The organism is Brachybacterium sp. AOP3-A1-3, assembly GCF_052378285.1.
In the GTDB taxonomy this organism is placed as follows: Bacteria; Actinomycetota; Actinomycetes; order Actinomycetales; family Dermabacteraceae; genus Brachybacterium.
In genome coordinates, this window is the sequence record NZ_JBQSXM010000007.1 from 1 (window position 1) to 21,594 (window position 21,594).

At 70.8% G+C, this 21,594-nt stretch carries 22 protein-coding genes; 15 read left to right on the forward strand and 7 right to left on the reverse strand.

Going from position 1 to position 21,594, the window contains the following annotated elements:
- The 4 genes from ACT3T5_RS10940 to ACT3T5_RS10955 form a co-directional block, all read left to right on the forward strand.
- Positions 1-484 (forward strand): FCD domain-containing protein (locus ACT3T5_RS10940; RefSeq protein ID WP_444594338.1); only part of this gene is annotated, 484 nt, incomplete at its 5' end.
- Positions 481-1,998, forward strand: coding sequence for an MmgE/PrpD family protein (locus tag ACT3T5_RS10945; RefSeq protein WP_444594339.1), 1,518 nt, complete (start codon positions 481-483; stop codon positions 1,996-1,998). The genes ACT3T5_RS10940 and ACT3T5_RS10945, both read left to right, overlap by 4 nt.
- Positions 1,998-2,906, forward strand: a complete 909-nt coding sequence (gene prpB / locus ACT3T5_RS10950) for a methylisocitrate lyase (protein WP_444578785.1) — start codon at positions 1,998-2,000, stop codon at positions 2,904-2,906. Before ACT3T5_RS10945 ends, prpB begins: the two co-directional genes overlap by 1 nt.
- A gap of 52 nt (positions 2,907-2,958) precedes the next feature.
- The gene (locus ACT3T5_RS10955; RefSeq protein WP_444594340.1) at positions 2,959-4,116 is read left to right on the forward strand and encodes a bifunctional 2-methylcitrate synthase/citrate synthase; all 1,158 of its coding nucleotides are present in this window, start codon (positions 2,959-2,961) and stop codon (positions 4,114-4,116) included.
- A 124-nt stretch (positions 4,117-4,240) separates the two neighbouring features.
- Here ACT3T5_RS10955 and ACT3T5_RS10960 read toward each other — a convergent pair whose 3' ends face one another.
- Positions 4,241-5,026 (reverse strand): FadR/GntR family transcriptional regulator, encoded by a 786-nt coding sequence (locus tag ACT3T5_RS10960; protein ID WP_444594341.1) that lies wholly within the window; start codon positions 5,024-5,026, stop codon positions 4,241-4,243.
- A gap of 277 nt (positions 5,027-5,303) precedes the next feature.
- Between ACT3T5_RS10960 and ACT3T5_RS10965 the strand changes: the two genes are divergently transcribed.
- From ACT3T5_RS10965 to ACT3T5_RS10980, 4 genes are all read left to right on the forward strand, one after another.
- Positions 5,304-6,989, forward strand: a complete 1,686-nt coding sequence (locus ACT3T5_RS10965) for an L-lactate permease (RefSeq protein WP_444594342.1) — start codon at positions 5,304-5,306, stop codon at positions 6,987-6,989.
- 104 nt (positions 6,990-7,093) lie between these two features.
- Positions 7,094-8,344: an alpha-hydroxy acid oxidase gene (locus ACT3T5_RS10970; protein WP_444594343.1), complete on the forward strand. Its 1,251-nt coding sequence runs from the start codon at positions 7,094-7,096 to the stop codon at positions 8,342-8,344.
- Positions 8,345-8,473: 129 nt separating this feature from the next.
- The gene (gene ilvD, locus ACT3T5_RS10975; RefSeq protein ID WP_443335395.1) at positions 8,474-10,243 is read left to right on the forward strand and encodes a dihydroxy-acid dehydratase; all 1,770 of its coding nucleotides are present in this window, start codon (positions 8,474-8,476) and stop codon (positions 10,241-10,243) included.
- Between the two features lie 52 nt (positions 10,244-10,295).
- Entirely contained in the window at positions 10,296-11,033 is a 738-nt protein-coding gene (locus ACT3T5_RS10980; protein ID WP_193116156.1) for an alpha/beta fold hydrolase, read from the forward strand.
- Here ACT3T5_RS10980 and ACT3T5_RS10985 read toward each other — a convergent pair.
- Genes ACT3T5_RS10985 through ACT3T5_RS10995 form a run of 3 tightly spaced genes read right to left on the reverse strand, consistent with a single transcriptional unit; the run spans position 11,020 to position 13,014 of the window.
- Positions 11,020-11,595 (reverse strand): AAA family ATPase, encoded by a 576-nt coding sequence (locus ACT3T5_RS10985; RefSeq protein WP_443350416.1) that lies wholly within the window; start codon positions 11,593-11,595, stop codon positions 11,020-11,022. The two genes, ACT3T5_RS10980 and ACT3T5_RS10985, sit on opposite strands and share 14 nt — an antisense overlap.
- A gap of 1 nt (position 11,596) precedes the next feature.
- Entirely contained in the window at positions 11,597-12,373 is a 777-nt protein-coding gene (locus ACT3T5_RS10990) for a class I SAM-dependent methyltransferase (RefSeq protein ID WP_443343686.1), read from the reverse strand.
- A 32-nt stretch (positions 12,374-12,405) separates the two neighbouring features.
- Complete coding sequence (locus ACT3T5_RS10995) at positions 12,406-13,014, reverse strand: class I SAM-dependent DNA methyltransferase (protein WP_443343685.1); 609 nt, start codon at positions 13,012-13,014, stop codon at positions 12,406-12,408.
- Between the two features lie 33 nt (positions 13,015-13,047).
- Between ACT3T5_RS10995 and ACT3T5_RS11000 the strand changes: the two genes are divergently transcribed.
- Complete coding sequence (locus ACT3T5_RS11000; protein ID WP_343925684.1) at positions 13,048-13,809, forward strand: phosphotransferase; 762 nt, start codon at positions 13,048-13,050, stop codon at positions 13,807-13,809.
- A 46-nt stretch (positions 13,810-13,855) separates the two neighbouring features.
- On the opposite strand, the gene fmdA is transcribed toward ACT3T5_RS11000, so the two are convergent.
- Both fmdA and ACT3T5_RS11010 read right to left on the reverse strand, forming a co-directional pair.
- Positions 13,856-15,112 (reverse strand): formamidase, encoded by a 1,257-nt coding sequence (gene fmdA, locus ACT3T5_RS11005; protein WP_193116159.1) that lies wholly within the window; start codon positions 15,110-15,112, stop codon positions 13,856-13,858.
- 57 nt (positions 15,113-15,169) lie between these two features.
- Positions 15,170-15,457 (reverse strand): FmdB family zinc ribbon protein, encoded by a 288-nt coding sequence (locus ACT3T5_RS11010; protein ID WP_193116160.1) that lies wholly within the window; start codon positions 15,455-15,457, stop codon positions 15,170-15,172.
- Between the two features lie 120 nt (positions 15,458-15,577).
- Between ACT3T5_RS11010 and ACT3T5_RS11015 the strand changes: the two genes are divergently transcribed.
- Positions 15,578-15,910 (forward strand): hypothetical protein, encoded by a 333-nt coding sequence (locus ACT3T5_RS11015; RefSeq protein ID WP_343925679.1) that lies wholly within the window; start codon positions 15,578-15,580, stop codon positions 15,908-15,910.
- Here ACT3T5_RS11015 and ACT3T5_RS11020 read toward each other — a convergent pair.
- Positions 15,897-16,628, reverse strand: coding sequence for a TetR/AcrR family transcriptional regulator (locus tag ACT3T5_RS11020; protein ID WP_444594344.1), 732 nt, complete (start codon positions 16,626-16,628; stop codon positions 15,897-15,899). The two genes, ACT3T5_RS11015 and ACT3T5_RS11020, sit on opposite strands and share 14 nt — an antisense overlap.
- 195 nt (positions 16,629-16,823) lie before the next feature.
- Here ACT3T5_RS11020 and ACT3T5_RS11025 point away from each other — a divergent pair, with 195 nt between their 5' ends.
- The 5 genes from ACT3T5_RS11025 to ACT3T5_RS11045 all read left to right on the forward strand — a co-directional run bounded on the left by ACT3T5_RS11025 (position 16,824) and on the right by ACT3T5_RS11045 (position 21,306).
- A complete protein-coding gene (locus ACT3T5_RS11025; protein ID WP_444594345.1) occupies positions 16,824-17,810 on the forward strand; it encodes an NAD-dependent epimerase/dehydratase family protein in 987 nt (328 codons plus the stop codon).
- A gap of 39 nt (positions 17,811-17,849) precedes the next feature.
- A complete protein-coding gene (locus ACT3T5_RS11030; RefSeq protein ID WP_444594346.1) occupies positions 17,850-18,350 on the forward strand; it encodes an SRPBCC family protein in 501 nt (166 codons plus the stop codon).
- A 100-nt stretch (positions 18,351-18,450) separates the two neighbouring features.
- The gene (locus tag ACT3T5_RS11035) at positions 18,451-19,176 is read left to right on the forward strand and encodes a DUF899 family protein (RefSeq protein WP_343925671.1); all 726 of its coding nucleotides are present in this window, start codon (positions 18,451-18,453) and stop codon (positions 19,174-19,176) included.
- A 181-nt stretch (positions 19,177-19,357) separates the two neighbouring features.
- Positions 19,358-20,677 carry a sensor histidine kinase gene (locus ACT3T5_RS11040; RefSeq protein WP_444594347.1) on the forward strand — a complete coding sequence of 440 codons (1,320 nt, stop codon included), beginning with the start codon at positions 19,358-19,360 and terminating at the stop codon, positions 20,675-20,677.
- Positions 20,665-21,306 carry a response regulator transcription factor gene (locus tag ACT3T5_RS11045; protein ID WP_343925667.1) on the forward strand — a complete coding sequence of 214 codons (642 nt, stop codon included), beginning with the start codon at positions 20,665-20,667 and terminating at the stop codon, positions 21,304-21,306. Before ACT3T5_RS11040 ends, ACT3T5_RS11045 begins: the two co-directional genes overlap by 13 nt.
- Positions 21,307-21,594 lie beyond the last annotated feature (288 nt).

Genomic DNA, 21,594 nt, shown 5'->3' on the forward strand with positions numbered 1-21,594 from the left:
GGCCGGGCGCCGGCCCCCCGCCCCCCGGGCCCACGCCACTGCGGCCCACGACCCTTCCGCGCACGGCCGGTTCGCGGACCTCGCACGCAGCTTCGACCGCGCGATCTCCCCCTTGACAGAAGGCGCCGACCCCACCGACTACTACGCGCTGACCCAGGAGCTGGACCGTGCCGTGGACTCCACCTGCGGCAACGCCTATCTCGCGGACTCGCTGCGCGGAGTGCGGGTCCACCTCACGCGGCTCCGTCGGCTCTCCCGCCACTCCCCCGCGCGCCTCTCCGAGACCGCCCGGGAGCACGCGGCGATCGCCCGCGCCATCGCCGACGGCAACCCGGAGCTCGCCGCGGCCGCGACCGTCGTGCACCTCCAGCAGGCACTCACCCATCTCCGCACCGACCCCGACGACAGCCAGACTCCCCCACCGAGCACCCTCACCCACCCCGGCCGGATCGATCCCGCGCCGCTGAAGGAGACCACAGCATGAGGAACCACGACGTCCGCACCCACCGCTCCGACGAGAACCTGGCCCGGCCGGACCAGCTGGCCTGGGCCATGGCCGAGGTCGCCACCGACCCGGTCGAGGTCGAGACCGAGGTGCAGGAGATGATCATCAACCGCCTCATCGACAACGCGTCGGTGGCCGTCGCCTCCCTGAACCGGGCGCCCATCGTCTCGGCCCGGTCACAGGCGCTCAGCCATCCCGTCGCCACCGGCGGCAGCGGCGCGAGCATCGTCGGGATCACCGAGAAGAGCTCCCCCGAATGGGCGGCGTGGGCCAACGGCGTCGCCGTGCGCGAACTCGATTACCACGACACCTTCTTGGCCGCGGAGTACTCCCATCCCGGGGACAACATCCCCCCGATCCTCGCCGTCGGCGAGCATGCGGGTAGCTCGGGCCATGACCTCGTACGTGCCGTCGCCACGGGCTACGAGCTGCAGGTCGACCTGGTGCGGGCCATCAGCCTGCACGCCCACAAGATCGACCACGTCGCGCACCTCGGCCCGTCGGCCGCCGCGGGGATCGGGACCCTGCTGGGACTGGACACCGAGACGGTGTTCCAGGCCATCGGCCAGGCGCTGCACACCACCACCGCGACCCGGCAGTCGCGCAAGGGCGAGATCTCCACCTGGAAGGCGCACGCACCCGCGTTCGCCGGGAAGATGGCCGTCGAATCCGTCGACCGGGCGATGCGGGGGCAGACCTCTCCGGTGCCGATCTATGAGGGCGAGGACGGCGTCATCGCCTGGCTGCTGGGCGGCCCCGACGCCCGCTACACGGTCCCGCTGCCGCCCCCCGGCGAGGCCAAGCGCGCGATCCTGGACACCTACACCAAGGAGCATTCGGCGGAGTATCAGGCCCAGGCGTGGATCGACCTCGCCCGCCGTCTCCACACCGAGCACCCGGAGGCCGGCGATCCGGACAAGGTCGAGTCGATCCTGATCCGCACCTCCCATCACACGCACTTCGTGATCGGTTCCGGGGCCAACGACCCGCAGAAGTACGAGCCCACCGCCTCCCGCGAGACGCTCGACCACTCGATCCCGTACATCTTCGCCGTCGCACTGCAGGACGGCGCCTGGCATCACGAGCACTCGTACGCCCCGGAGCGCGCCGGCCGCCGCGACACCGTCGCGCTGTGGCACAAGGTCACCACGCAGGAGGATGCGGAATGGACCCGGCGCTACCACTCCCTGGACCTGCAGGAGAAGGCGTTCGGCGGCGACGTGCGGATCACCCTCACCGACGGCACCGTCATCGAGGACAGCATCGCCGTGGCGGACGCCCATCCGCTCGGCGCCCGGCCCTTCGCCCGGGCGCAGTACGTCGAGAAGTTCCGTTCGCTGGCAGACGGCCTCGTGGACGGCGCGGAGATCGACCGCTTCCTGGAGACCGCGGCGAACCTGCCGGACCTCGCCGCCGGCGAGCTCGGCCAGCTCAACGTCCGCGCCGCTGCCGGAGTCGTCGACCTCACCGCCGGACCGAAGGGACTCTTCTGATGCTGAACTCCACCAGGACCCCCGCGCAGAAGCGCCAGGACCTGCGCGCCCTGCTCGAACCAGGAGCGGCCCAGCCCTTCCCCGGAGCGTTCACGCCGCTGTCCGCGAAGCTGATCCAGGAGAAGGGCTTCCCCGGCGCGTACATCTCCGGCGCGGTGATCGCCAACGAGCTCGCCCTGCCGGACATCGGGCTGACCACGCTCAGCGAGGTGGCCACCCGCGGCCGACAGATCGCCGCCGCCACCGATCTTCCCTGCCTGATCGACGCCGACACCGGCTTCGGCGAGCCGATGAACGTGGCCCGCACCATCCAGGAGCTCGAGGACGCTGGCCTGGCCGGCTGCCACATCGAGGACCAGGTCAACCCCAAGCGCTGCGGTCATCTCGACGGCAAGTCCATGGTGGATCTGGAGACCGCGACGCAGCGGATCCGCGCCGCGGCCGACGGGCGCCGCGACGACGGATTCCTGGTGATGGCCCGCACCGACCTGCGCGCGACCTCGGGGCTGGATGCCGCGATCGAGAGGATGAAGGCCCTGGTCGATGCCGGGGCCGACGCGATCTTCCCCGAGGCGCTCGCGGACCTCTCGGAGTTCGAGCAGGTCTGCGCCGCCCTGGACGTGCCCGTGCTGGCGAACATGACGGAGTTCGGGAAGTCCGAGCTGTTCACCCGGACCCAGCTGGCCGAGACGGGCGTGGCGATGGTGATCTACCCGGTCACACTGCTGCGCGCGGCCATGGGCGCTGCGGAGCGGGTGCTGGAGACGATCCTTTCGGAGGGTACCCAGGCCCCCCGGGTCGATGAGATGCTCACTCGCGCCCGGCTCTACGAGCTGGTGGACTACGAGGGCTACAACCGCTTCGACGCCTCGGTCTTCGATTTCGAGGTGCCCACCTCCCACCCCTGAGCACGTCCCACCACAACGCACCCGACACCGACGTCGACCCCAGGAGCGAGACATGAACGAGACCACCGAGATCCGCAAGGGACTGAACGGAGTCGTCGCCGACGTCACCGCTGTCTCCAAGGTCAACCCGGAGACCAACTCCCTGCTCTACCGGGGATACCCCGTCGCAGAGCTGGCCGCCACACAGTCCTTCGAGGCCGTGGCGCATCTGCTGTGGACCGGGGAGCTCCCCACCGCCGAGGAGACGGCCGCGGCGACCCGCCACGAGCGCTCCCATCGCGCGCTGGCCGCCGAGGTGAAGGCGGCGATGGACTCCCTGCCCACGACCTGCCACCCGATGGATGCGGTGCGCACCGCGGTCTCCGTCCTCGGGGCGCTGGATCCTGCCGCGCAGGACTCCTCTCGCGAGGCCGAGCTGGAGAAGGCGAAGGTGCTGTTCGCACAGCTGCCGGCGGTGGTCGCCTATGAGCAGCGTCGTCGTCGGGCCGGCGGCCCCACCGAGCCGATCCCTCCGCGGGAGGATCTGGACTACTCCCGGAACTTCCTGTGGATGACCTTCGGCGAGGAGCCGGCCGACGAGGTGGCCGATGCCTTCCGCGTCTCGATGGTGCTGTACGCCGAGCACTCCTTCAATGCCTCGACGTTCACCGCCCGGGTGATCACCTCGACCCTGTCCGATCTGCATTCCGCGGTGACCGGCGCGATCGGTGCGCTCAAGGGCCCCCTGCACGGCGGCGCGAACGAGGCCGTGATGCACACCTTCGACGAGATCGGCATCCGGCCCGAGGAGTCCCAGGAGGAGGCCCGCGCCCGGGCGAAGGCCTGGATGGACGATGCGCTCGCCCAGAAGAAGAAGGTCATGGGCTTCGGGCACCGGATCTACAAGCACGGGGACTCGCGGGTGCCGACCATGAAAGAGGCGATGGACGCGATGATCGCCTACGTCGGGCGGCCCGAGGTGCTGGGGCTGTACGACGGGCTGGAGCAGTCCATGGACGAGGCGAAGGGCATCAAGCCGAACCTGGATTATCCGGCCGGCCCCACTTACCACCTGATGGGCTTCGACACGGAGATGTTCACCCCGCTGTTCATCGCCGCGCGGATCACGGGCTGGACCGCTCATGTCATGGAGCAGCGCGCCGCGAATGCGCTGATCCGCCCGCTGTCGGCCTACGACGGTCCCGACGAGCGCCCGGTCCCCGGCGTCTGAGTGCACCGCCCGGCCGGCTGGCTTTCTGGACCAGCCGACTGGTCATTCTCCCGACCGCCCAGCGCCCCGTCCTGCCGGCCACCCCGTCACGCAGGCGACGCCGCCGGCGCTTTCGCGGGGCGGTTCAGTTCGTGGACAGGTCCGGGAGCATGTCCGAGGCGGCGCGGATGTGCTCAGCGGTCAGCTCCGCCGCGTCGTCTCCCCGGCCCTCCGCGATCGCCCGGAAGATCCCGTGATGCTGTTCGCGCAGGGTGCCGGCGATGTCCTCCCAGGTCGCGACCTTGGTGAACGCCTCCAGGATCGGGGCGCGCAGGGAGGCCCGGATCGCTCCGGTCATATCGGAGAACAGCGCATTGCCGCCGGCCTGGGCGATCGCGACGTGGAAGGCGGTGTCGGCCTCGTTGAAGGCCTCCCGGCTCACACCGGGCGCATCCATCACCGCCAGCAGCCGCTCGAGCTCGGCCAGAGCGGCCGCATCGGCGCGCTCCGCAGCGAGCGAAGCGCTGGTCCGCTCCAGCAGGATCCTCGCCTCGATGACCTCCTCGAGGCGGAAGTTCGACAGGGCGACATGGAGTCGGAGGAACTGCTCCAGGGCCGCGCTGGGCAGGGCGGAGACGAAAGTGCCGGCACCTCGACCGGATCCGACCTCAGAGCGCAGCACTCCGTAGGCCTCGAGCGCCCGGATCGCCTCGCGCACCCCCGCACGGCTCACCCGGAGCCGGGAGGCGAGCTCACGCTCGGGCGGCAGGAGGTCGCCGACGACGAGGGCGCCGGTCATGATCTGGTCCTCAATCGCGTCGATCACCAGCTCGTAGGTGCTGCTCCGCGTGACCGGGGCCCACGCGGCATCCGCGCCGGCGGCCCGCCCTCTGTGCGGTCGGACCTCATCATCGTTCGCTGTGTCGACCATTGACCCGTTCTAGCACAGGTGAGGCCGGAAAGCTCTCGGGATCTTGCTCCGCGACGCTCCAGGGCCTAACATTCGATCAACCCACCATGTGGTCAGACCACAGCACGGTCTACCACCCCTGTCCCCACCGACGCACGTTCCCCTCGGTACGCGTCCCCACCGACGCACGCTCCCATAGGCTCGCGCCCTCATTGATCCCCGTTCCCACCGACTCACAAGGCACGACATCGACGGCGATGCTGTGCAGCACCGCGGCTGATGTGTGTCGGAGGTTCCCATGTACACCCCTGACCTCGCACCCCTGGCAGGCAGCTTGACGCTGACCTCGATCGTCGCGCTGCTCCCCCTGCTGACCATCTTCCTCACGCTCGGCGTGCTGCGCTGGAAGGCCCACTGGGCCGGCCTGGCCGCACTCGTCGTCGCGATGCTGGTCGCCGCCGTCGCCTACGGCATGCCGGTGGACCTCGTGGCCCTCTCCGCCACCGAGGGGCTCGCCTTCGGCCTGTTCCCGATCATGTGGATCGTCCTGAACGCGATCTGGCTGTACGAGCTGACCGTGCGCAGCGGCCGCTTCGAGGACCTGCGCCTGGTCATCGACGCGATCTCCGACGATCCGCGCGTGCAGGCGATCATCATCGCGTTCTGCTTCGGGGGCCTGCTCGAGGCGCTCGCGGGCTTCGGCGCCCCCGTCGCGATCACCGGCGTGATGCTGATGGCCGTCGGCTTCACCGCGATGCGCGCCGCGACCGTGGTGCTCCTGGCCAACACGGCACCGGTGGCCTTCGGCGCGATCGCCATCCCGATCATCACCGCCGGCAACCTCACGGGGATCCCCTACCAGCACATCGGCGCGATCATCGGGCATCAGGCCCCGTTCTTCGCCGCTGTCGTCCCGCTGTTCCTGGTCTTCCTCGTGGACGGGAAGCGCGGCGTGAAGCAGCTGTGGCCGCTCGCCCTCGTGGTCGGCCTCACCTTCGCCATCAGCCAGTTCGTCTCCTCGAACTTCATCTCCGTCGAGCTCACCGACATCATCGCGTCGCTGGCCGGTCTCGCCGCCGCCGTGATCATGCTCCAGTTCTGGACGCCCCAGGGAGGCAAGGACGCCCTGGAGAAGATGCGCGGCGAGCGCGAGACCGAGCAGGCCGGTCCCGTGGACACCGGCTCCGCAGGAGGCGCCGTGGCCACCACGGCGCGCACCGACGTCCGTCTCACCCCGGGCCGTGTGCTCATGGCGCTGTTCCCCTACCTGCTGGTGATCGCGATCTTCTCGGCCTCGAAGCTGATCCCGGTGCTGAGCTCCGTCCTCGCGGCCACCGACATCAAGATCCCCTGGCCGGGACTCGACGGTCACGTGTTCACCGCCGACGGCGAGCTCGCCGGCAGCACGGTCTACGCCTTCCAGTGGCTCTCCTCCCCCGGCACGCTGCTGCTGATCACCGGCATCATCGTCGCGATCGTCTACCGCCTGTCCCTCCGCGACGCCGCGGACGTCTACCTCACCAACCTCGTCAAGCTCCGCTACTCGATCCTCACGGTCGCCTCGGTCCTCGCCCTGGCCTACGTGATGAACCTGTCCGGGCAGACGATCACCATCGGCACCTGGATCGCCGGCACCGGCGCCGCCTTCGCCTTCCTCTCCCCGATCCTCGGCTGGCTGGGCACCGCGGTCACCGGATCCGACACCAGCGCCAACGCCCTGTTCGCCACGCTGCAGCAGACCGCCGCCGAGAAGGCCGGCCTGGATCCGGCGCTCCTCGTCGCGGCCAACACCTCCGGTGGTGTGGTGGGCAAGATGATCAGCCCCCAGAACCTCACGATCGCGGCCACCGCCGTCGGGCTGCTCGGGCAGGAGTCCGCCATCTTCCGCAAGGTCATCTGGTGGAGCCTCGGGATGCTCGCCGGCCTGTGCCTCCTGGTCGGCCTGCAGTCCACCGTGCTCTCATGGATGATCCCCACCCTCTGACCCGCCACCACCCGCTGCCCCGCACTGCCAGCCCCTGCCGGCCCGCTGACATCCCCCTGACATCCACTGCCACCCATCGACCGTCTCTCGTGAAGGAGCACCCCTTGGTCAAGCGCCAGGTCCCCCGTCCCGCCGAGCTCCTCGAGCTCATGAAGTTCAAGAAGCTCGACCTCGATCCGAAGCATCGCCGGCTCTCCTCGGCACTGACCATCGACGATCTGCGGAAGGTCGCGAAGCGCCGCACGCCCGCTGCTGCCTTCGACTACACCGACGGTGCCGCCGAGGGCGAGATCTCGATGCAGCGCTCCGTCGAGGCCTTCGAGGACATCGAGTTCCATCCCGCGATCCTCCATGACGTCTCCCACGTGGACACCACCACCCAGATCCTCGGAGGCAGCTCCGCCCAGCCGTTCGGCATCGCCCCGACGGGCTTCACCCGCCTGATGCAGACCGAGGGCGAGACCGCCGGCGCGGGCGCGGCCGGCGCCGCCGGGATCCCGTTCACCCTCTCCACGCTCGGGACCACCTCGATCGAGGACGTCAAGGCCGCGAACCCGCTGGGCCGCAACTGGTTCCAGCTCTACGTGATGAGGCAGCGAGAGGTCTCCTACGGGCTCGTCGAGCGTGCAGCTGCCGCCGGCTTCGACACCCTGTTCTTCACGGTCGACACCCCCGTGGGCGGGGCGCGCCTGCGCGACACCCGCAACGGCTTCTCGATCCCGCCGCAGCTGAGCGTCGGCACGGTGCTCGACGCGCTCCGGAGGCCCTGGTGGTGGTGGGACTTCCTCACCACGGCGAAGCTCGAGTTCGCGTCCCTCTCCTCCACCGGCGGCACGGTCGGCGAGCTGATCGACTCCGCGATGGACCCGACGATCAGCTTCGACGATCTCGCGGAGATCCGCGCGATGTGGCCGGGCAAGCTGGCCGTCAAGGGCGTCCAGACCCTCGAGGACGCGAAGCGGCTCGCCGACCTCGGGGTCGACGCGATCGTGCTGTCCAACCACGGCGGTCGACAGCTGGACCGCGCCCCGGTGCCCTTCCATCTGCTGCCCCAGGTGGCCCGTGAGGTCGGCAGCGACCTCGAGATCATCCTGGACACCGGCATCCGCAGCGGTGCCGACATCGTCGCCGCTATCGCACTGGGCGCCGACTTCACCCTGATCGGTCGCGCCTATCTCTACGGCCTGATGGCCGGAGGCCGCGAGGGAGTGGACCGCACCATCGAGATCCTCTCCGACGAGGTGGAGCGGACGATGAAGCTGCTGCAGGTCCCGACCCTGAAGGACCTCACGCCGGAGCACGTCACCCAGCTGAGCCGCTACACGCGGATCGGGGACGGCGCGCGGATCCGCTGAACCGGCGCCCACCCGGCCCCTCGGCCCTTTCCCGCCGAGGGGTCGGCCCCTTCCCCGCCGAGGGGTCGGCCCTTTCCCGCCGAGAGGCGGCCCCTTCCCCGCCACGAGGACCCGGCATAGAGTCGGGCCATGAACGCCGACGACGCCCTCAGCACCGCAGAGACCTCTCTCCCCGACGCCGATACCGACGCCGACGCCACGTTCTCCGCCCCGGACATCAAACCCCGCAGCCGCACCGTCACCGACGGGCTCGGCGCCACGGTGTCCCGCGGGATGCTCCGCGCGGTGGGGATGGGCGATGCGGACTGGGACAAGCCCCAGATCGGGATCGCGAGCTCGTGGAACGAGATCACCCCCTGCAACCTGTCGCTGGACCGGCTGGCCCAGGCGGCGAAGGACGGTGTGCACTCCGGCGGCGGCTATCCCCTGCAGTTCGGCACCATCTCCGTCTCCGACGGCATCTCCATGGGGCACGACGGGATGCACTACTCGTTGGTGTCCCGCGATCTCATCGCCGACAGCGTCGAGACGGTGATGAGCGCCGAGCGCCTCGACGGCTCCGTGCTGCTGGCCGGATGCGACAAGTCCCTGCCCGGCATGCTGATGGCCGCCGCGCGCTTGGACCTGGCCAGCGTGTTCGTCTATGCGGGCACGATCATGCCCGGCCGCGTCACCTTCGAGAGCGGCGAGGAGAAGGACGTCACCATCATCGACGGCTTCGAGGCGGTCGGCGCGTGTGCCCGCGGGTTGATGAGCCGCGAGGACGTGGGCCGCATCGAGCGCTCGATCTGCCCGGGCGAGGGTGCCTGCGGTGGTTTCTACACGGCCAACACCATGTCCACGGCCGCCGAGGCGATCGGGATGTCGATCCCTGGCTCCGCGACTCCCCCGTCGGCCGATCGCCGCCGCGATGCCGACTCCCGCCGCGCGGGCGAGGCCGTGGTGGAGATGCTCCGGCAGGGCATCACCAGCCACGACATCATGACCAAGCCCGCGTTCGAGAACGCGATCGCGGTGGTCCAGGCCTTCGGCGGCTCCACCAACGCGGTGCTGCACCTGCTGGCGATCGCCCATGAGGCGGATGTGGATCTCACCCTCGCGGACTTCGCCCGCATCGGCGCGAAGGTCCCCCATCTCGCCGATCTGAAGCCCTACGGCCGCTACGTGATGAGCGATGTCGACCATGTGGGCGGGATCCAGGTGGTCATGAAGACTCTGCTGGACGAGGGCCTGCTGGACGGCGACTGCCTCACCGTCACCGGTCGGACGATCGCGGAGAACCTCGAGGTCCTCGCCCCCCGCCCGGCCGATGGGAAGGTGCTGCGGCCGGCCTCGGCGCCGATCGCACCCACCGGCGGGATCACGATCCTGCACGGCTCGCTCGCCCCCGAGGGGGCGGTCGTGAAGTCCGCCGGCTTCGAGGAGGACGTCTTCGAGGGCACCGCCCGCGTGTTCGAGCGCGAGCAGCATGCGCTGGACGCCCTGAACGACGGGACCATCACCCACGGTGACGTGGTGGTGATCCGTTACGAGGGCCCCAAGGGCGGGCCGGGCATGCGCGAGATGCTCGCGATCACCGGGGCGATCAAGGGGGCGGGCCTGGGGAAGGACGTGCTGCTGATGACCGACGGCCGCTTCTCCGGCGGCACCACCGGGCTGTGCGTGGGCCACATCGCCCCCGAGGCCGTGGATGCCGGCCCGATCGCTTTCGTGCGCGACGGCGACCGCATCCGGCTCGACGTGAGCTCCGGCGCGCTGGACCTGCTGGTCGACGAGGCCGAGCTCGAGACCCGTCGCGAGGGCTGGGAGCTCCTGCCCCCGAAGTTCACCAAGGGCGTGCTGGGCAAGTACGTGAAGCTCGTGCAGTCCGCCTCCACCGGCGCGATCCTCGGCGACTGAGGGCTCCACGATGAGGACTCCGACATGAGGACTCCGACATGAGCCGACGGCCATGACCGCGAGCACCACCACATCCACATTCGTGCTGATCCACGGGGCGGCCGACGTCGGCTGGTCCTGGCACCTCGTGGCCGAGGAGCTGCGCGCGCACGGCCACGAGGTCATCACGCCGGACCTGCCCTGCGACGATGAGAGCGCCGGGCTGCCGGAGTTCGCCGATGCCGTGGAGAAGGCTGTCGGCGCGTCGACCGGCGATGTGCTGGCCCGCGATGTGTCGCCCGGCGCCCGCCGCGACCTCGTCGTCGTGGGGCACTCCTTCGGAGGCTTCACCGCACCGCTGATCGCGGACCGACTGCCGGTCACCGAACTCATCTACGTGGCCGCGATGATCCCGTCCCCCGGCGAGCGCCCCGCCGGCTGGTGGGCGCACACGGGCTACGAGGCCGCCGTCGCGGAGCAGGCCGCCCTCGACGGCGGACTGACCGGGAACGAAGACCCTTATGTCAGCTTCCTGGGCGGGGTGCCCGAGGAGCTCGCGCAGGAGGCGATGCGCCGGTCCCGCGGGCAGGCCGACGCATCCTCCGCCGCGCCCTGGCCGCTCGCCGCGCATCCGCAGGTGCCGACCCGCGCCCTCGTGGCCCGGGACGACCGCTTCTTCCCTGCCGACTTCCTGCGCCGCGTGACCCGAGAGCGGCTGGGGATCGAGGCCGAGGAGATCCCGGGCTGCCATTGCGCCATGCTCAGCCATCCCCGGCAGCTGGCCGCTGCGCTGGAGCTCAGCCTGCGCTGAGCAGGGCGATAAGAGCCGCGAGCACGTCGTCGCGACTCCGCCGCCCGTCGATGCGTCGCGTCGCGGGACGTTGAGCGAGCACCACCTCGATGGACCGCACGAGTTCCGGGGCGTCGGCCGGCCCGACGAAGCGGTCGTTCGCCGCCTGCTCGGGACGGTCCGGCGCCGCCCGTCGGCCCGCGAGCCGCTGCGCGAGGGTCTCCTCGTCGACCACGAGCGCCGCCTCCACGAACCGCGCACCACAGTCCGTGGCGAGCTGCTCGAGCTCCTCGAGGAACGTAGTGCGCGCGAGGTACTGCCCGATGATCACGTCATGCCTGTCGGCGAGGTGCTGCCGGATCAGTGCGACCGCGAGCCGTCGGGCCTGCAACCCGGAGGCCTGGAGATCCTGGTCCCACGCGCCGAGGGAATGCTTGAGCGTGTCGATGTCCAGGGCGAGGGCCAGCGGGCGCTGGGCCGCGAGCAGCGCGGCGAGGGTCGACTTCCCGCTGCCGGGGGCACCGTTGAGCAGCACCAGGGCCGGTGCCGGTGCCGGTGCCGGTGCCGGAGAATCCTGAGTCACCTCACGCCTCCGAGACCACGAGCACGAGCGACCCCTCGTACTGCGGAAGGGTGCGCAGCTCGCCGTGCTTCGCATCCCAGGTGCCCTCGAGGAGGTCCACGGTGAGCTGCTGAGTGAAGCGGGCGATGACCGCAGGCTCCACGAAGCTCCACGCCGAGCAGGCGAGCTGCGCCTCCACGTCGAGCAGACGCTCCGGGCGGCCGTAGTAGGCCTCGGTGAACCCGTCGGTGCAGGCCTGAGGGATCGCCATCACATTGCTCGAGACCTTTCCGCCGAGCCCCTCGGCGAGTGCCTCCAGCGAAGGATAGCGACGCGCCTCGACAGCGAGCACCTCGGGGGCGTACTCGCGCACCCAGAACGTCTCGACCAGGGTCGGATCGCAGGTCAGGATCACGACGGGGCCACGGGTCACGCGACGCATCTCGCGCAGTCCCGCGCTGACGTCCGGCCATTGGTGGACGCTGAACGTGGCCATCGAGGCATCGAAGGAGTCGTCGGCGAAGGGCAGCTGTTCGGCGGTGGCGTCCACTGCGGAGGGCAGGTCTGCGGGGCGCTGCGCGCGCATCGCCGCCGAGGGCTCCACCGCGGTCACCTCACGGCCAACCGGCTCATAGGACCCCGCTCCCGCGCCGACGTTGAGCACCGTGCGCGCCTCCCCGAGCGCCTCCGTGATCACCGCGGCGATCCGCGGGTCGGGCCGACGGTACCTGGAGTACGAGGAGCCGATCTCCCCGTAGTCCGCGTCGCCTGCGCTGCCGTCCCTCGCTCGTGTGCCCATACCGCTCACAGTAGCGATCAGGGCCCGCGCAGTCAGCGGCGCTCGGCGATGAGTGCGGCGTGGGGGCGGGCACCGGGGTCCTCGCGGCGCTCGAGGGAGACGACGTCGAAGCCTGCGTCCTCGAGCAGTTGCGCCATCGTCTCCGCCGGCCAGAGCCACGCCGGGGCCACCGCATGCGCGAATGATTCCTGACGGCGGCCGTCGAAGATGCCCAGCAGCAGCGATCCCGCAGGCCGCAGCGCTGCGCGGAGCTGCGCGAGAACGTCCGGGAGCTCTCCCGGCTCGAGATGGATCAACGAGTACCAGGCGAGGACCCCGCCCCACGATCCTGCGTGCGCGGTGCGCAGGGACCCACCCGCCAGCTCCGCGAAGGACCCGACGTCGTACCCGACCCCAGGATGGCTGCGTCGTGCGATCTCGACGAACTCCGGGACCGGATCGATCCCCCGGGCCTCGTGACCGAGGGCGGCCAGGTGCGCGGTCCAGTGCCCGGGCCCGCAACCGGCATCGAGGATCGGCCCCTCGACGGCCAACGCCCAGGACTCGATGCACAGCCTGTCCTGCGGCGCCATCGCCTCGATCGTGCCGAGCAGGTCGGCGTACTCCTGGGCGCGGGCACCGTAGGCCTCGGTCGTGGTCACCCCGGAAGAGTACGGGGCGGATACCGTAGCGAGGTGACCAGCGACGAGGAGCTCCCGCTCGACGGCGGCAATGCGACCGAGGGCGTGGTGCGCGTCGGCGACACCGTGCGCAAGCCCTGGGAGCCGACCACTCCCGCCGTCCACGAGCTGATGCGCACCGTCGCGGCGGCGGGGATCGACGTGCCCGAGCCGCGGGGTCGCGACGATCGCGGGCGACAGATCCAGGAGTTCGTGCCCGGATCTCTCGCCCTGCACTCCCCTCCGCTCACGCTCGCCGGGCTGGCCCGCGTCGGCGCACTGATCCGCGCGATCCACGATGCCTGCGAGGGGTTCGCGCCGTCGGCCCCCGCCCCCTGGGAGCCGCTGCTCCCCGTGCGCGGTGGAGCGACGGATCTGGTGTGCCACGGGGACCTCACCCCGTGGAACCTGATCCTCGGCGAGCGCTGGGTGTTCATCGACTGGGACGGGGCGGCGCCGAGCACTCGACTCTGGGATCTCGCGTACTCGGCACAGGCCTTCACCCTCAACGACGCCTCCGCCGATCCCGAGGATTCTGCCGTGCGCCTCGCGGCCCTCGTGGACGGCTATGGAGCGGGCGAGGAGCTGCGTGCCGCCCTCCCCCGCGCGATGGCGGAGCGCACCGAGGCGATGTTCGAGCTGCTGCGGAGCTCGAACATCGCCGGTCGCGAGCCTTGGGGATCGATGTTCACCGAGGGCCACGGCGAGCACTGGCGCCGGGCCGCGGACCATGTCGCCGAGCATCAGGACCGCTGGGCTCGCGCCCTGAACGGCTGAGACCGACGGGCCCTGCGGCGCTCAGCACCGCAGGGCCCGTCGGCCCTCAGCCCACGCTCGCCCGCGGCGCCCCGATCCCCGGATCGATCTGCGGCACCTCGCCCGCTCCGGGCCGGATGTCGATGTCGAAGATGTCCAGCGGCAGGTACACCGTGGCGCACGCGTTGGGGATGTCGACGACCCCGGAGAACCGGCCCTCGATGGGTGCGGCGCCCAGCAGCAGATAGGCCTGCTCCTTCGACCAGCCGAACATGGACAGGTAGTCGATCGCGTGCAGGCAGGCCCGCTGGTAGGCGAGGTGCGAGTCGAGGTAGCGCTGCTCACCGTCGAGTGTGACCGAGGTGCCCGAGAAGGAGAGCCACTGGCTGTGCTGCGGTGCCGTGTTGCCGGGCATGAAGATCGCGTTCTCGGAGACGTTGTACTTCTCCATGCCTCCCTTGATGACGTCGACATGGAGGTCGAGGAAGCCGCCCATCTCGATGCCGCCGCAGAAGGTGATCTCGCCGTCGCCCTGGCTGAAGTGCAGGTCGCCCACGGAGAAGTTCGCGCCGTCCACGAACACCGGGTAGAAGATCCTGGTGCCCTTGGTGAGGTTCTTGATGTCCTGGTTGCCGCCGTTCTCGCGCGGCGGGGCGGTGCGGGCGCCCTCCCCGGCGACCCGGTCGTGGTCCCCCTCGCTCACGCCGCCGAGGATCGCGCCGTTCGGCTCGGGCGGCAGGGCGAGAGCGGGGACGCGGTCCGGCTCGGTGGCGATCAGTGCGCCCTCGCGCGTGTTCCAGGTCTTCAGCAGCTCCGGGGAGGGCGCGGTGCCCATGAGCCCAGGATGGATCATGCCGGTGAACTCGACCCCGGGGACGTGGCGGGAGGTCGTGCGGTCGCCGCGGAAGTCCCACACCGCCTTGTACGCATCGGGGAACTCGTCGGTGAGGAAGCTGCCGCCGTTGCGCTTGGCGAAGATGCCCGTGTAGCCCCAGCCCTGACCGGCCAGAAGCCCGGAGTCCTCCTGCGGGATCGGGCCGACGTCGAGGATGTCCACCACGAGCAGGTCGCCGGGCTTGGCGCCCTCGATGCGGAACGGGCCGGAGAGGGTGTGGACCGTGTGCAGCGGGGCCGAGGCGATGTCCTCGGCGGAGTCGTCGTTCTTGATGTAGCCGTCGAACCATTCGCGGCAGTCCACGCGGAAGGTGTCCCCGGGGCGCACGCTCACCGCGGGTGGGATGTCGGGGTGCCAGCGGTTGTGTCCCAGGATCTTCTGGTCGGTGAAGGGCTTGGTGGAATCCAGCGGGAAGACGTTCTCGGGCATGATCTCTCCTTCCACAGCGATGGGCCGCGGGCCGGCGCCATCAGGTCCAGGGGCGCCTCAGGGGCGCGGCAGCCGCGCGTGGCGCGGATCGTGCGTGGTGCGGGCGGGGCGCGGGGCTCCGCGGCCGGGCACCTGGTCGACGACCGTGGGCGCGTGCGCACTCGACTCGGTGCGGTCGATGAGCTGGGCTCGCGCGGAGCCGAGGTGGCCGAGCGCCGGTGAGCTGATCAGGCGGGTCGCCGCGCCGCCGCACTCGGGACATGGTGCGCTGCGGTCCGCCGCTGTCATCGAGAGCAGGAGTTCATGCAGGTGGGAGTTCTCGCAGCGGAATTCGTAGAGGGGCACGACGACCTCCATGTGATGCAGTTCATAGATGACGCCCACCGTAGCCCGTCCGGGTCGGTGCCGGGCGGGAATCGGCGCCGGCCCCGTTCGTCTGTCGGACCCCCTGCGTAGGTTCGCGATATGACCACGACAGGACCGGTCCTCGCGCACCCCTCGACAGGCGGCACCGCTCAGGACGAGCGGGAGCAGATTCGCGCCCTCCTCCTCGAGCGGCGTCCGGAGCTCGCCCAATACCTGCAGGTCGGCCCGAGCGGCGCCCTCCTCCTGCCCATGGCGGCTGGTCGCGGGATCGAGATCGGGAGGATGCGCCGGCGGGGGCGGGCGCGCTGGGTCGTCGTGGTACCCGAGGCCGACGGGGCACGACTGCGGGAACCCGCGTCCGTGCTGGCCGCGGCGCGCATCGCCCTCGCCGCGTGGGATCAGGAGTCGGGCGGGCGCCTCAGCGTCCGGTGATGAGGTCCGCCAGCAGCTCGACCTGGCTCGCGAGCAGCTGCTCGCCCACGGCGGCGGCATCCGCCCCCAGCTGGCGGAACACGTGGGCGCTGATGACTCCGACCAGGCTGCTCCACGCGGTCACGGCCCGCACGCCGACCTCGGCGTCGGCCTGCACGCCGAACTCGGCGAAGTGGACTCCCAGCAGTGCCCGCACCTCGGGGTCGACGTACAGGGTGCGGTGCTTGTCGGCAGGAGTTCCAGCGCCCGACGCCCCCACGTCCGCTGCCCCTGCGTCTGCGCCTGCGTCTGCGTCTGCGTCTGCGTCTGCCGCGATCATGAGCATGCGCGCCATGACCCGGGTGCCGTCGGTGTTGGTGCTCTCCGCCGGGGCGTCGTAGCCGCTCACCGGTGTGCCGTACAGCAGGGTCCAGCGCTCGGGGTGCGCAAGGGCCCAGCGGACCATCGCCGTGGCCAGCGCATGGAAGCGCGCCCGCGGACCAGCGCCTATCCCCTTCTCCGATCCGGTATCCACCTCGGCGAGCGCGCCGTCGACGGCGTCGGCGAGGTCGGCGTAGGCGTCGACGATCAGCAGTGTGAGCAGCTCGTCGCGGCTGCACACGTAGCGGTAAACCGCAGAGGAGACCATGCCCAGGCCGCGCGCGATCTCGCGCACGCTGAGCTCCCCCGCCCCGCACTCGGCGAGCTGGGCGTTCCCGAGCTCGACGATGCGCGCCATCGTGCGCTCCCGAGCCACCGCTCGCGGCGTGGCCGGCTTTCTCGTCGCAGTCCCGTCGGCCGTCGTCGCAGTCCCGTCAGCAGTCATGTCGACATCCTGCCACACATCGAGAGCACTGCTCTTGACTCTCAAACGAGAGCGGTGTTCACTGTTCTCGACAGCACCGAGAGCAGTGCTCACACTTGAGGAGTCACCATGCATCATCTCGTCATCGGAGAAGGACAGATCGGCCGCGCGATCATCGAGCGCGCTCTCACGGACGGCGACAGCGTCACCGTGCTGCGACGCAGCGAGGTCGCCCCGGCCCCGGGCATCGACCGTGTCGCGGGCGACGTGCTCGACCCGGCCGCCCTCCAGACCGCGCTCCTCGGGGCCGACGCCGTCCACGCCACCTTCCACGCCGCCTACGACGCCCGCGTCTGGCGCCGTGACCTGCCGCCGCGCGAGCTCGCCGTGCTCGAGGCCGCCGCCGAACGGGGCATCCCCGTCGTCTTCCCGGAATCGATGTACGCCTTCCAGGGCGGAGCCTCGAATCTCGTCGAAGGGGCGGATCGCACGCCGCTGGATGCGAAGGGCGAGGTGCGCGTCGCGCTGCTCGAACAGCGCCGGCTCCATACCGCGCGCACCCTGAGCCTCGTCGCCTCGGACCTCGTGGGCCCGACCGCCGTGGGCACCGGCGCCGCCGTGGCCAGCGCCATGGTCATCGAGCGGATCGCCACCGGGCACCGTCCGATCGTGGCGGGCGCTCCCGACGCCCCGCACACGCTCACCCACATCCCAGATCTCGCGCGCGCCATGCTCCACGCGGCGCGGCACGCCGAGCGCCTCGCCCCGACGGGGGACGCGGTGCTCCACGCCCCGTCGGCCGCAGCACGTTCCCCGCGGGAGCTCATCGCCCTCGCCTCGGACCTGCTGGACCAGCCGGTCCGTCGGCCGCTGCGGATCCCGCTGTTCGCCCTGCGCGCGCTGTCCGGGGTGGTCACCTTCGCCCGGGAGCTGTCCGGCATCGCGAAGCTCTGGTACGAGCCCTCCGTGCTGCAGCCCGGCATCCTCACCACCCAGGAGGGCCTCGAGCCGACGCCGTGGCCCGAGGCCGTGCGGGCCACAGCAGAGCGTGCCGCAGCGGTGACGTCCGGGGCCGTCACGGCACAGACCTCCTCAAGCGCTCCCCTGGCCTCGTGAACCAGTCGCCCGAGGGAGGCGACTGCTAGCGTCACGGCCATGAGCGAGCACACCGGCACCACAGCGGACGCAGCGACGACTCGAGACAGCGTGACGCACGACGAATCCGCGACGCACGACGATTCCGTGACCCCCTCGGGCGGCAGCACCTCCCGCCACCTCGACGTCCTCATCGAGCGCCCCTGGCGCGCCGTCTTCGAGTACGCGAGCGACCCGCGGAACCTCCCCCGCTGGGCCGCCGGCCTCGCCGGCAGCGAGGTGCAGCGCGAGGTCTCCCAGTGGTCGATGAATTCCCCGATGGGGAGGGTGCTGGTGAGCTTCGTGCCGGAGAACGAGTACGGGGTCCTCGATCACACGGTCACCCTCCCCACCGGCGAGTCCGTGCTGAACCCGGTGCGGGTGCTGCCGCTGGACGACCAGCGCAGCGAAGTCGTCTTCACCCTGCGTCGAGGCACGATGACCGATGCAGAGTTCGCCGACGACGCCGAGGCCGTCGCGGCGGACCTCTCGACGCTGAAGAGCATCCTCGAGACGAGCTGAGGGCAGCTCGGAGCTCCGGGCCGCTGTCGATCCTGCCGATCCCGTTCGACGACAGGGTGAGGACGGCGAGAGACGCCGCCTCGCAAGGAGGATGATCCTGATGGCCCGTTGCATCGAGACGCCGGCGCAGCCGATCGACCAGCCGGCGCGCCCCAAGGCCCAGCAGCCCGCCGCCGCGCCCCCTGTCGTGGGCCGCGACGACTTCGAGGAAGCGCTCGCCGCCCAGGTCACTCTGGAGAAGGAGGTGACCCGGGCGAACGATCGTGCATCCGCCGCGCGTCGCCGCCTACCCATGGTCGAGGTCCCCGACTACGAGTTCACCGGCGAGGACGGTCCCGTGCGCCTCTCGGAGCTGTTCGCCGGGCGCTATCTCCTGCTGGTGCAGAACGTCATGTACGGCACCGACTGGGACGAGGGCTGCCCGAGCTGCACCTCGGCGGTGGACAACCTGCCGGCGAACATGGGACGCCTGGACGAGGAGGAGATCTCCTTCGCGATGATCTCCGAGGCGCCCATCGACAAGCTCCGCGCCTGGCGAGAGAAGCAGGGCTGGCCGCACACCTGGGTCTCCTCGGCCGGAACCGGCTACCACGGGGACTGGGGATGGACGTTGACCAGCGAGGACGGCAGCTATTCGGGCCCCGTCCCCGGCTACTCGTACTTCCTGCTGCGTGAGGGGACGGTCTACCTCACGTACGCGACCTATGCCCGCGGCACGGAGGCGATCCTGCCGGTCCCGCACATCATGGATCGCACCGTCTACGGCCGCCAGCAGGCCTGGGAGGACTCCCCCGCCGGCTGGCCCCAGTACCCCACCTACGGGTGAGCACCCCCGGGGCGGGATACGGCTGCGGGCGGCGGACTACGGGCCGCGGGCCCGCGGGCCGCGGACTACGGGAGGCCGCCGCGATGCTGGCGGGTCATGTCGGCAGGTGTCGGGCCAGCCCGACAATTCCTGACCGGGTGACAGGATGGGGCCGACGACGGTCCGACGACAGAGTTGAGACATGAACACCATGACCATGACCCCACCTGTCGACGCCCCGTCGGCCCAACGCTGGTCCGTCGGCCGCTGGGCGGCGCGGATCGGCCGCGTCCTGCTCTACGTCATCATCTCCTTCGTGCTCGGGACCCTCGGGTTCAGCGTGGTCCTCACCCTGCTGGCTCTCGGCGCGGGCACCGCCGTGATCTGGATCGGACTGCCGATCCTCGTCGGCGCCGTGCTCACGGCCCGCGGCTTCGCCGCCGCCGGCCGCACCCTCGGCTCCAGCCTGCTCGGCACGGACCTGCCGGCGCCGGCGCCCAAGCAGGCACCGGAAGGTGCTGGCTGGGGCCGACGTCTGGTCACCCCGCTCACCGACCCTCAGTCCTGGCTCGATGCGCTGTGGATCCTGACGAACTTCCTGCTGTCCCTGATCACCTTCCCGCTCGCACTGCTGTGGACCCTCGGGTCGATCGCCGTCGTCGGCGGCCCGGTCTCCGCGCTGGTCCTGGACCGCACGCTGCCGAACTCGGGCAACAGCGGCCTCGGCGAGCTGATGGGGTTCACCGGTCAGTCCGCCCTCGCCGCCGACATCGCCGTGCAGTTCGCGGCCGGTCTGTTCTTCCTGCTCACCGTGGGCCTGGTGATGCGGGGACTCGGCGCCGCCCACGCCGGGCTCGCCCGCGGCCTGCTCAGCTCCCGCTACGAGACGCAGCAGCGCCTGCTGCGCACGCAGGAGTCCCGCGCGGCCGGGCGCACTGCCGAGTCCACCGCACTGCGTCGCCTCGAGCGCGACCTGCACGACGGTCCTCAGCAGCGCCTGGTCCGGGCCACGATGGACCTGGCCCGCGCCGAGTCCCTCGCCGCCGACAATCCCGAGAAGGCCGGCGAGGTGATGCGCGGGGCCCGCGAGCAGCTGGGTCTGACGCTCGATGACCTGCGGCGGCTCTCGCGCGGCATCGCCCCGCCGATCCTCGTGGACCGGGGCCTCGCCGCCGCGCTCACCGAGCTCGCCGCCATCTCCCCGGTGCGCACCACGATCGAGTGCCCGGACCTGAAGCTTCCCGAGCATGTCGAGATCGGCATCTACTACGTGGTCTCGGAGTCGCTCACGAACGCCGCGAAGCACTCCGAGGCGCAGAAGATCCAGGTGGAGGTGGCTCGGATCGGGGATGATGCCCGGGTGAGGATCGAGGACGACGGCCGCGGCGGGGCCGAGCTGCGCACCGGCGGCGGGCTGGCCGGGCTGGCCGGCCGGGTCGCCTCCCTCGAGGGCACGTTCCGGGTCGACTCGCCCGTGGGTCACGGCACCCGGGTGGAGGCGGTGATCCCGTGCGCATCGTGATCGCCGATGATTCCGCGCTGCTGCGCGAGGGCCTGAGACTGCTGCTCGAGGATGCCGGGCACGAGGTGGTGGGCACGGCCGCCACCGGCACCGAGCTGGTGGTGCGCGCCCTGGAGATCCGCCCGGACCTGGTGATCTCCGATATCCGGATGCCCCCGAGCCATACCGACGAAGGACTGCGGGCCGCGCAGGAGATCCGACGTTCCTGGCCGGAGGCGCCGATCCTGCTGCTCAGCCAGTACGTGGTGGTCAGCTATGCGACCGAGCTGATCGAGACTGGCGAGAGCGCCACGGGCTACCTGCTCAAGGACCGCGTGTTCGACATCCGTTCGTTCCTGGAATCGATCGAGCGCGTCGCCGCCGGCGGTGTGGCGATCGACCCGGACGTGGTGGGCCAGGTGATCTCCTCACGCCGGCGCACGCCGCTGGACGACCTCACCCCGCGCGAGCGAGAGGTGCTCGAGCTCATGGGCGAGGGCCTCACCAACGCCGGGATCTCCGAGCGGCTGTTCATCAGCGGCGGAGCCGTAGAGAAGCACACCCAGCGGCTGTTCGCGAAGCTCGGCCTGAGCGAAGGGTCGAGCGTGCACCGGCGGGTCACGGCCGTGCTGACGCTGCTGGGGCAGTGACCCCAGCCCGTTCAGAGCTCACCCGTCGGGCCGCCCCGCAGACCCTCCGGGGCGAACTGCAGATCCTCCGGGGCGCCCCCGCAGATCTTTCGGGGCGCCCCCGCAGATCTTTTGGGGCGATCTGCGGGCCATGCGCGGCGCCAAGGGCGTCACTCGTTCAGGCATTCTTTCCTCCCCACCAGAAGTTATCCACAAATCCCCGTGGTCCCGCGTGGAGAAATGCACCAGCTCCCTGGCGCGGTGCGGGTGGCCCACAAAACATACACTTACATACGCGATGCATCAGCA

Bases quoted from the DNA above. Each gene is read 5' to 3' on its own strand.
- ACT3T5_RS10945 (WP_444594339.1), top strand. From the start codon at position 481: ATGAGGAACCACGACGTCCGCACCCACCGCTCCGACGAGAACCTGGCC.
- prpB (WP_444578785.1), top strand. From the start codon at position 1,998: ATGCTGAACTCCACCAGGACCCCCGCGCAGAAGCGCCAGGACCTGCGC.
- ACT3T5_RS10955 (WP_444594340.1), top strand. From the start codon at position 2,959: ATGAACGAGACCACCGAGATCCGCAAGGGACTGAACGGAGTCGTCGCC.
- ACT3T5_RS10960 (WP_444594341.1), bottom strand. From the start codon at position 5,026: ATGGTCGACACAGCGAACGATGATGAGGTCCGACCGCACAGAGGGCGG.
- ACT3T5_RS10965 (WP_444594342.1), top strand. From the start codon at position 5,304: ATGTACACCCCTGACCTCGCACCCCTGGCAGGCAGCTTGACGCTGACC.
- ilvD (WP_443335395.1), top strand. From the start codon at position 8,474: ATGAACGCCGACGACGCCCTCAGCACCGCAGAGACCTCTCTCCCCGAC.
- ACT3T5_RS10980 (WP_193116156.1), top strand. From the start codon at position 10,296: ATGACCGCGAGCACCACCACATCCACATTCGTGCTGATCCACGGGGCG.
- ACT3T5_RS10990 (WP_443343686.1), bottom strand. From the start codon at position 12,373: ATGGGCACACGAGCGAGGGACGGCAGCGCAGGCGACGCGGACTACGGG.
- fmdA (WP_193116159.1), bottom strand. From the start codon at position 15,112: ATGCCCGAGAACGTCTTCCCGCTGGATTCCACCAAGCCCTTCACCGAC.
- ACT3T5_RS11015 (WP_343925679.1), top strand. From the start codon at position 15,578: ATGACCACGACAGGACCGGTCCTCGCGCACCCCTCGACAGGCGGCACC.
- ACT3T5_RS11020 (WP_444594344.1), bottom strand. From the start codon at position 16,628: ATGGCGCGCATCGTCGAGCTCGGGAACGCCCAGCTCGCCGAGTGCGGG.
- ACT3T5_RS11025 (WP_444594345.1), top strand. From the start codon at position 16,824: ATGCATCATCTCGTCATCGGAGAAGGACAGATCGGCCGCGCGATCATC.
- ACT3T5_RS11030 (WP_444594346.1), top strand. From the start codon at position 17,850: ATGAGCGAGCACACCGGCACCACAGCGGACGCAGCGACGACTCGAGAC.
- ACT3T5_RS11035 (WP_343925671.1), top strand. From the start codon at position 18,451: ATGGCCCGTTGCATCGAGACGCCGGCGCAGCCGATCGACCAGCCGGCG.
- ACT3T5_RS11040 (WP_444594347.1), top strand. From the start codon at position 19,358: ATGAACACCATGACCATGACCCCACCTGTCGACGCCCCGTCGGCCCAA.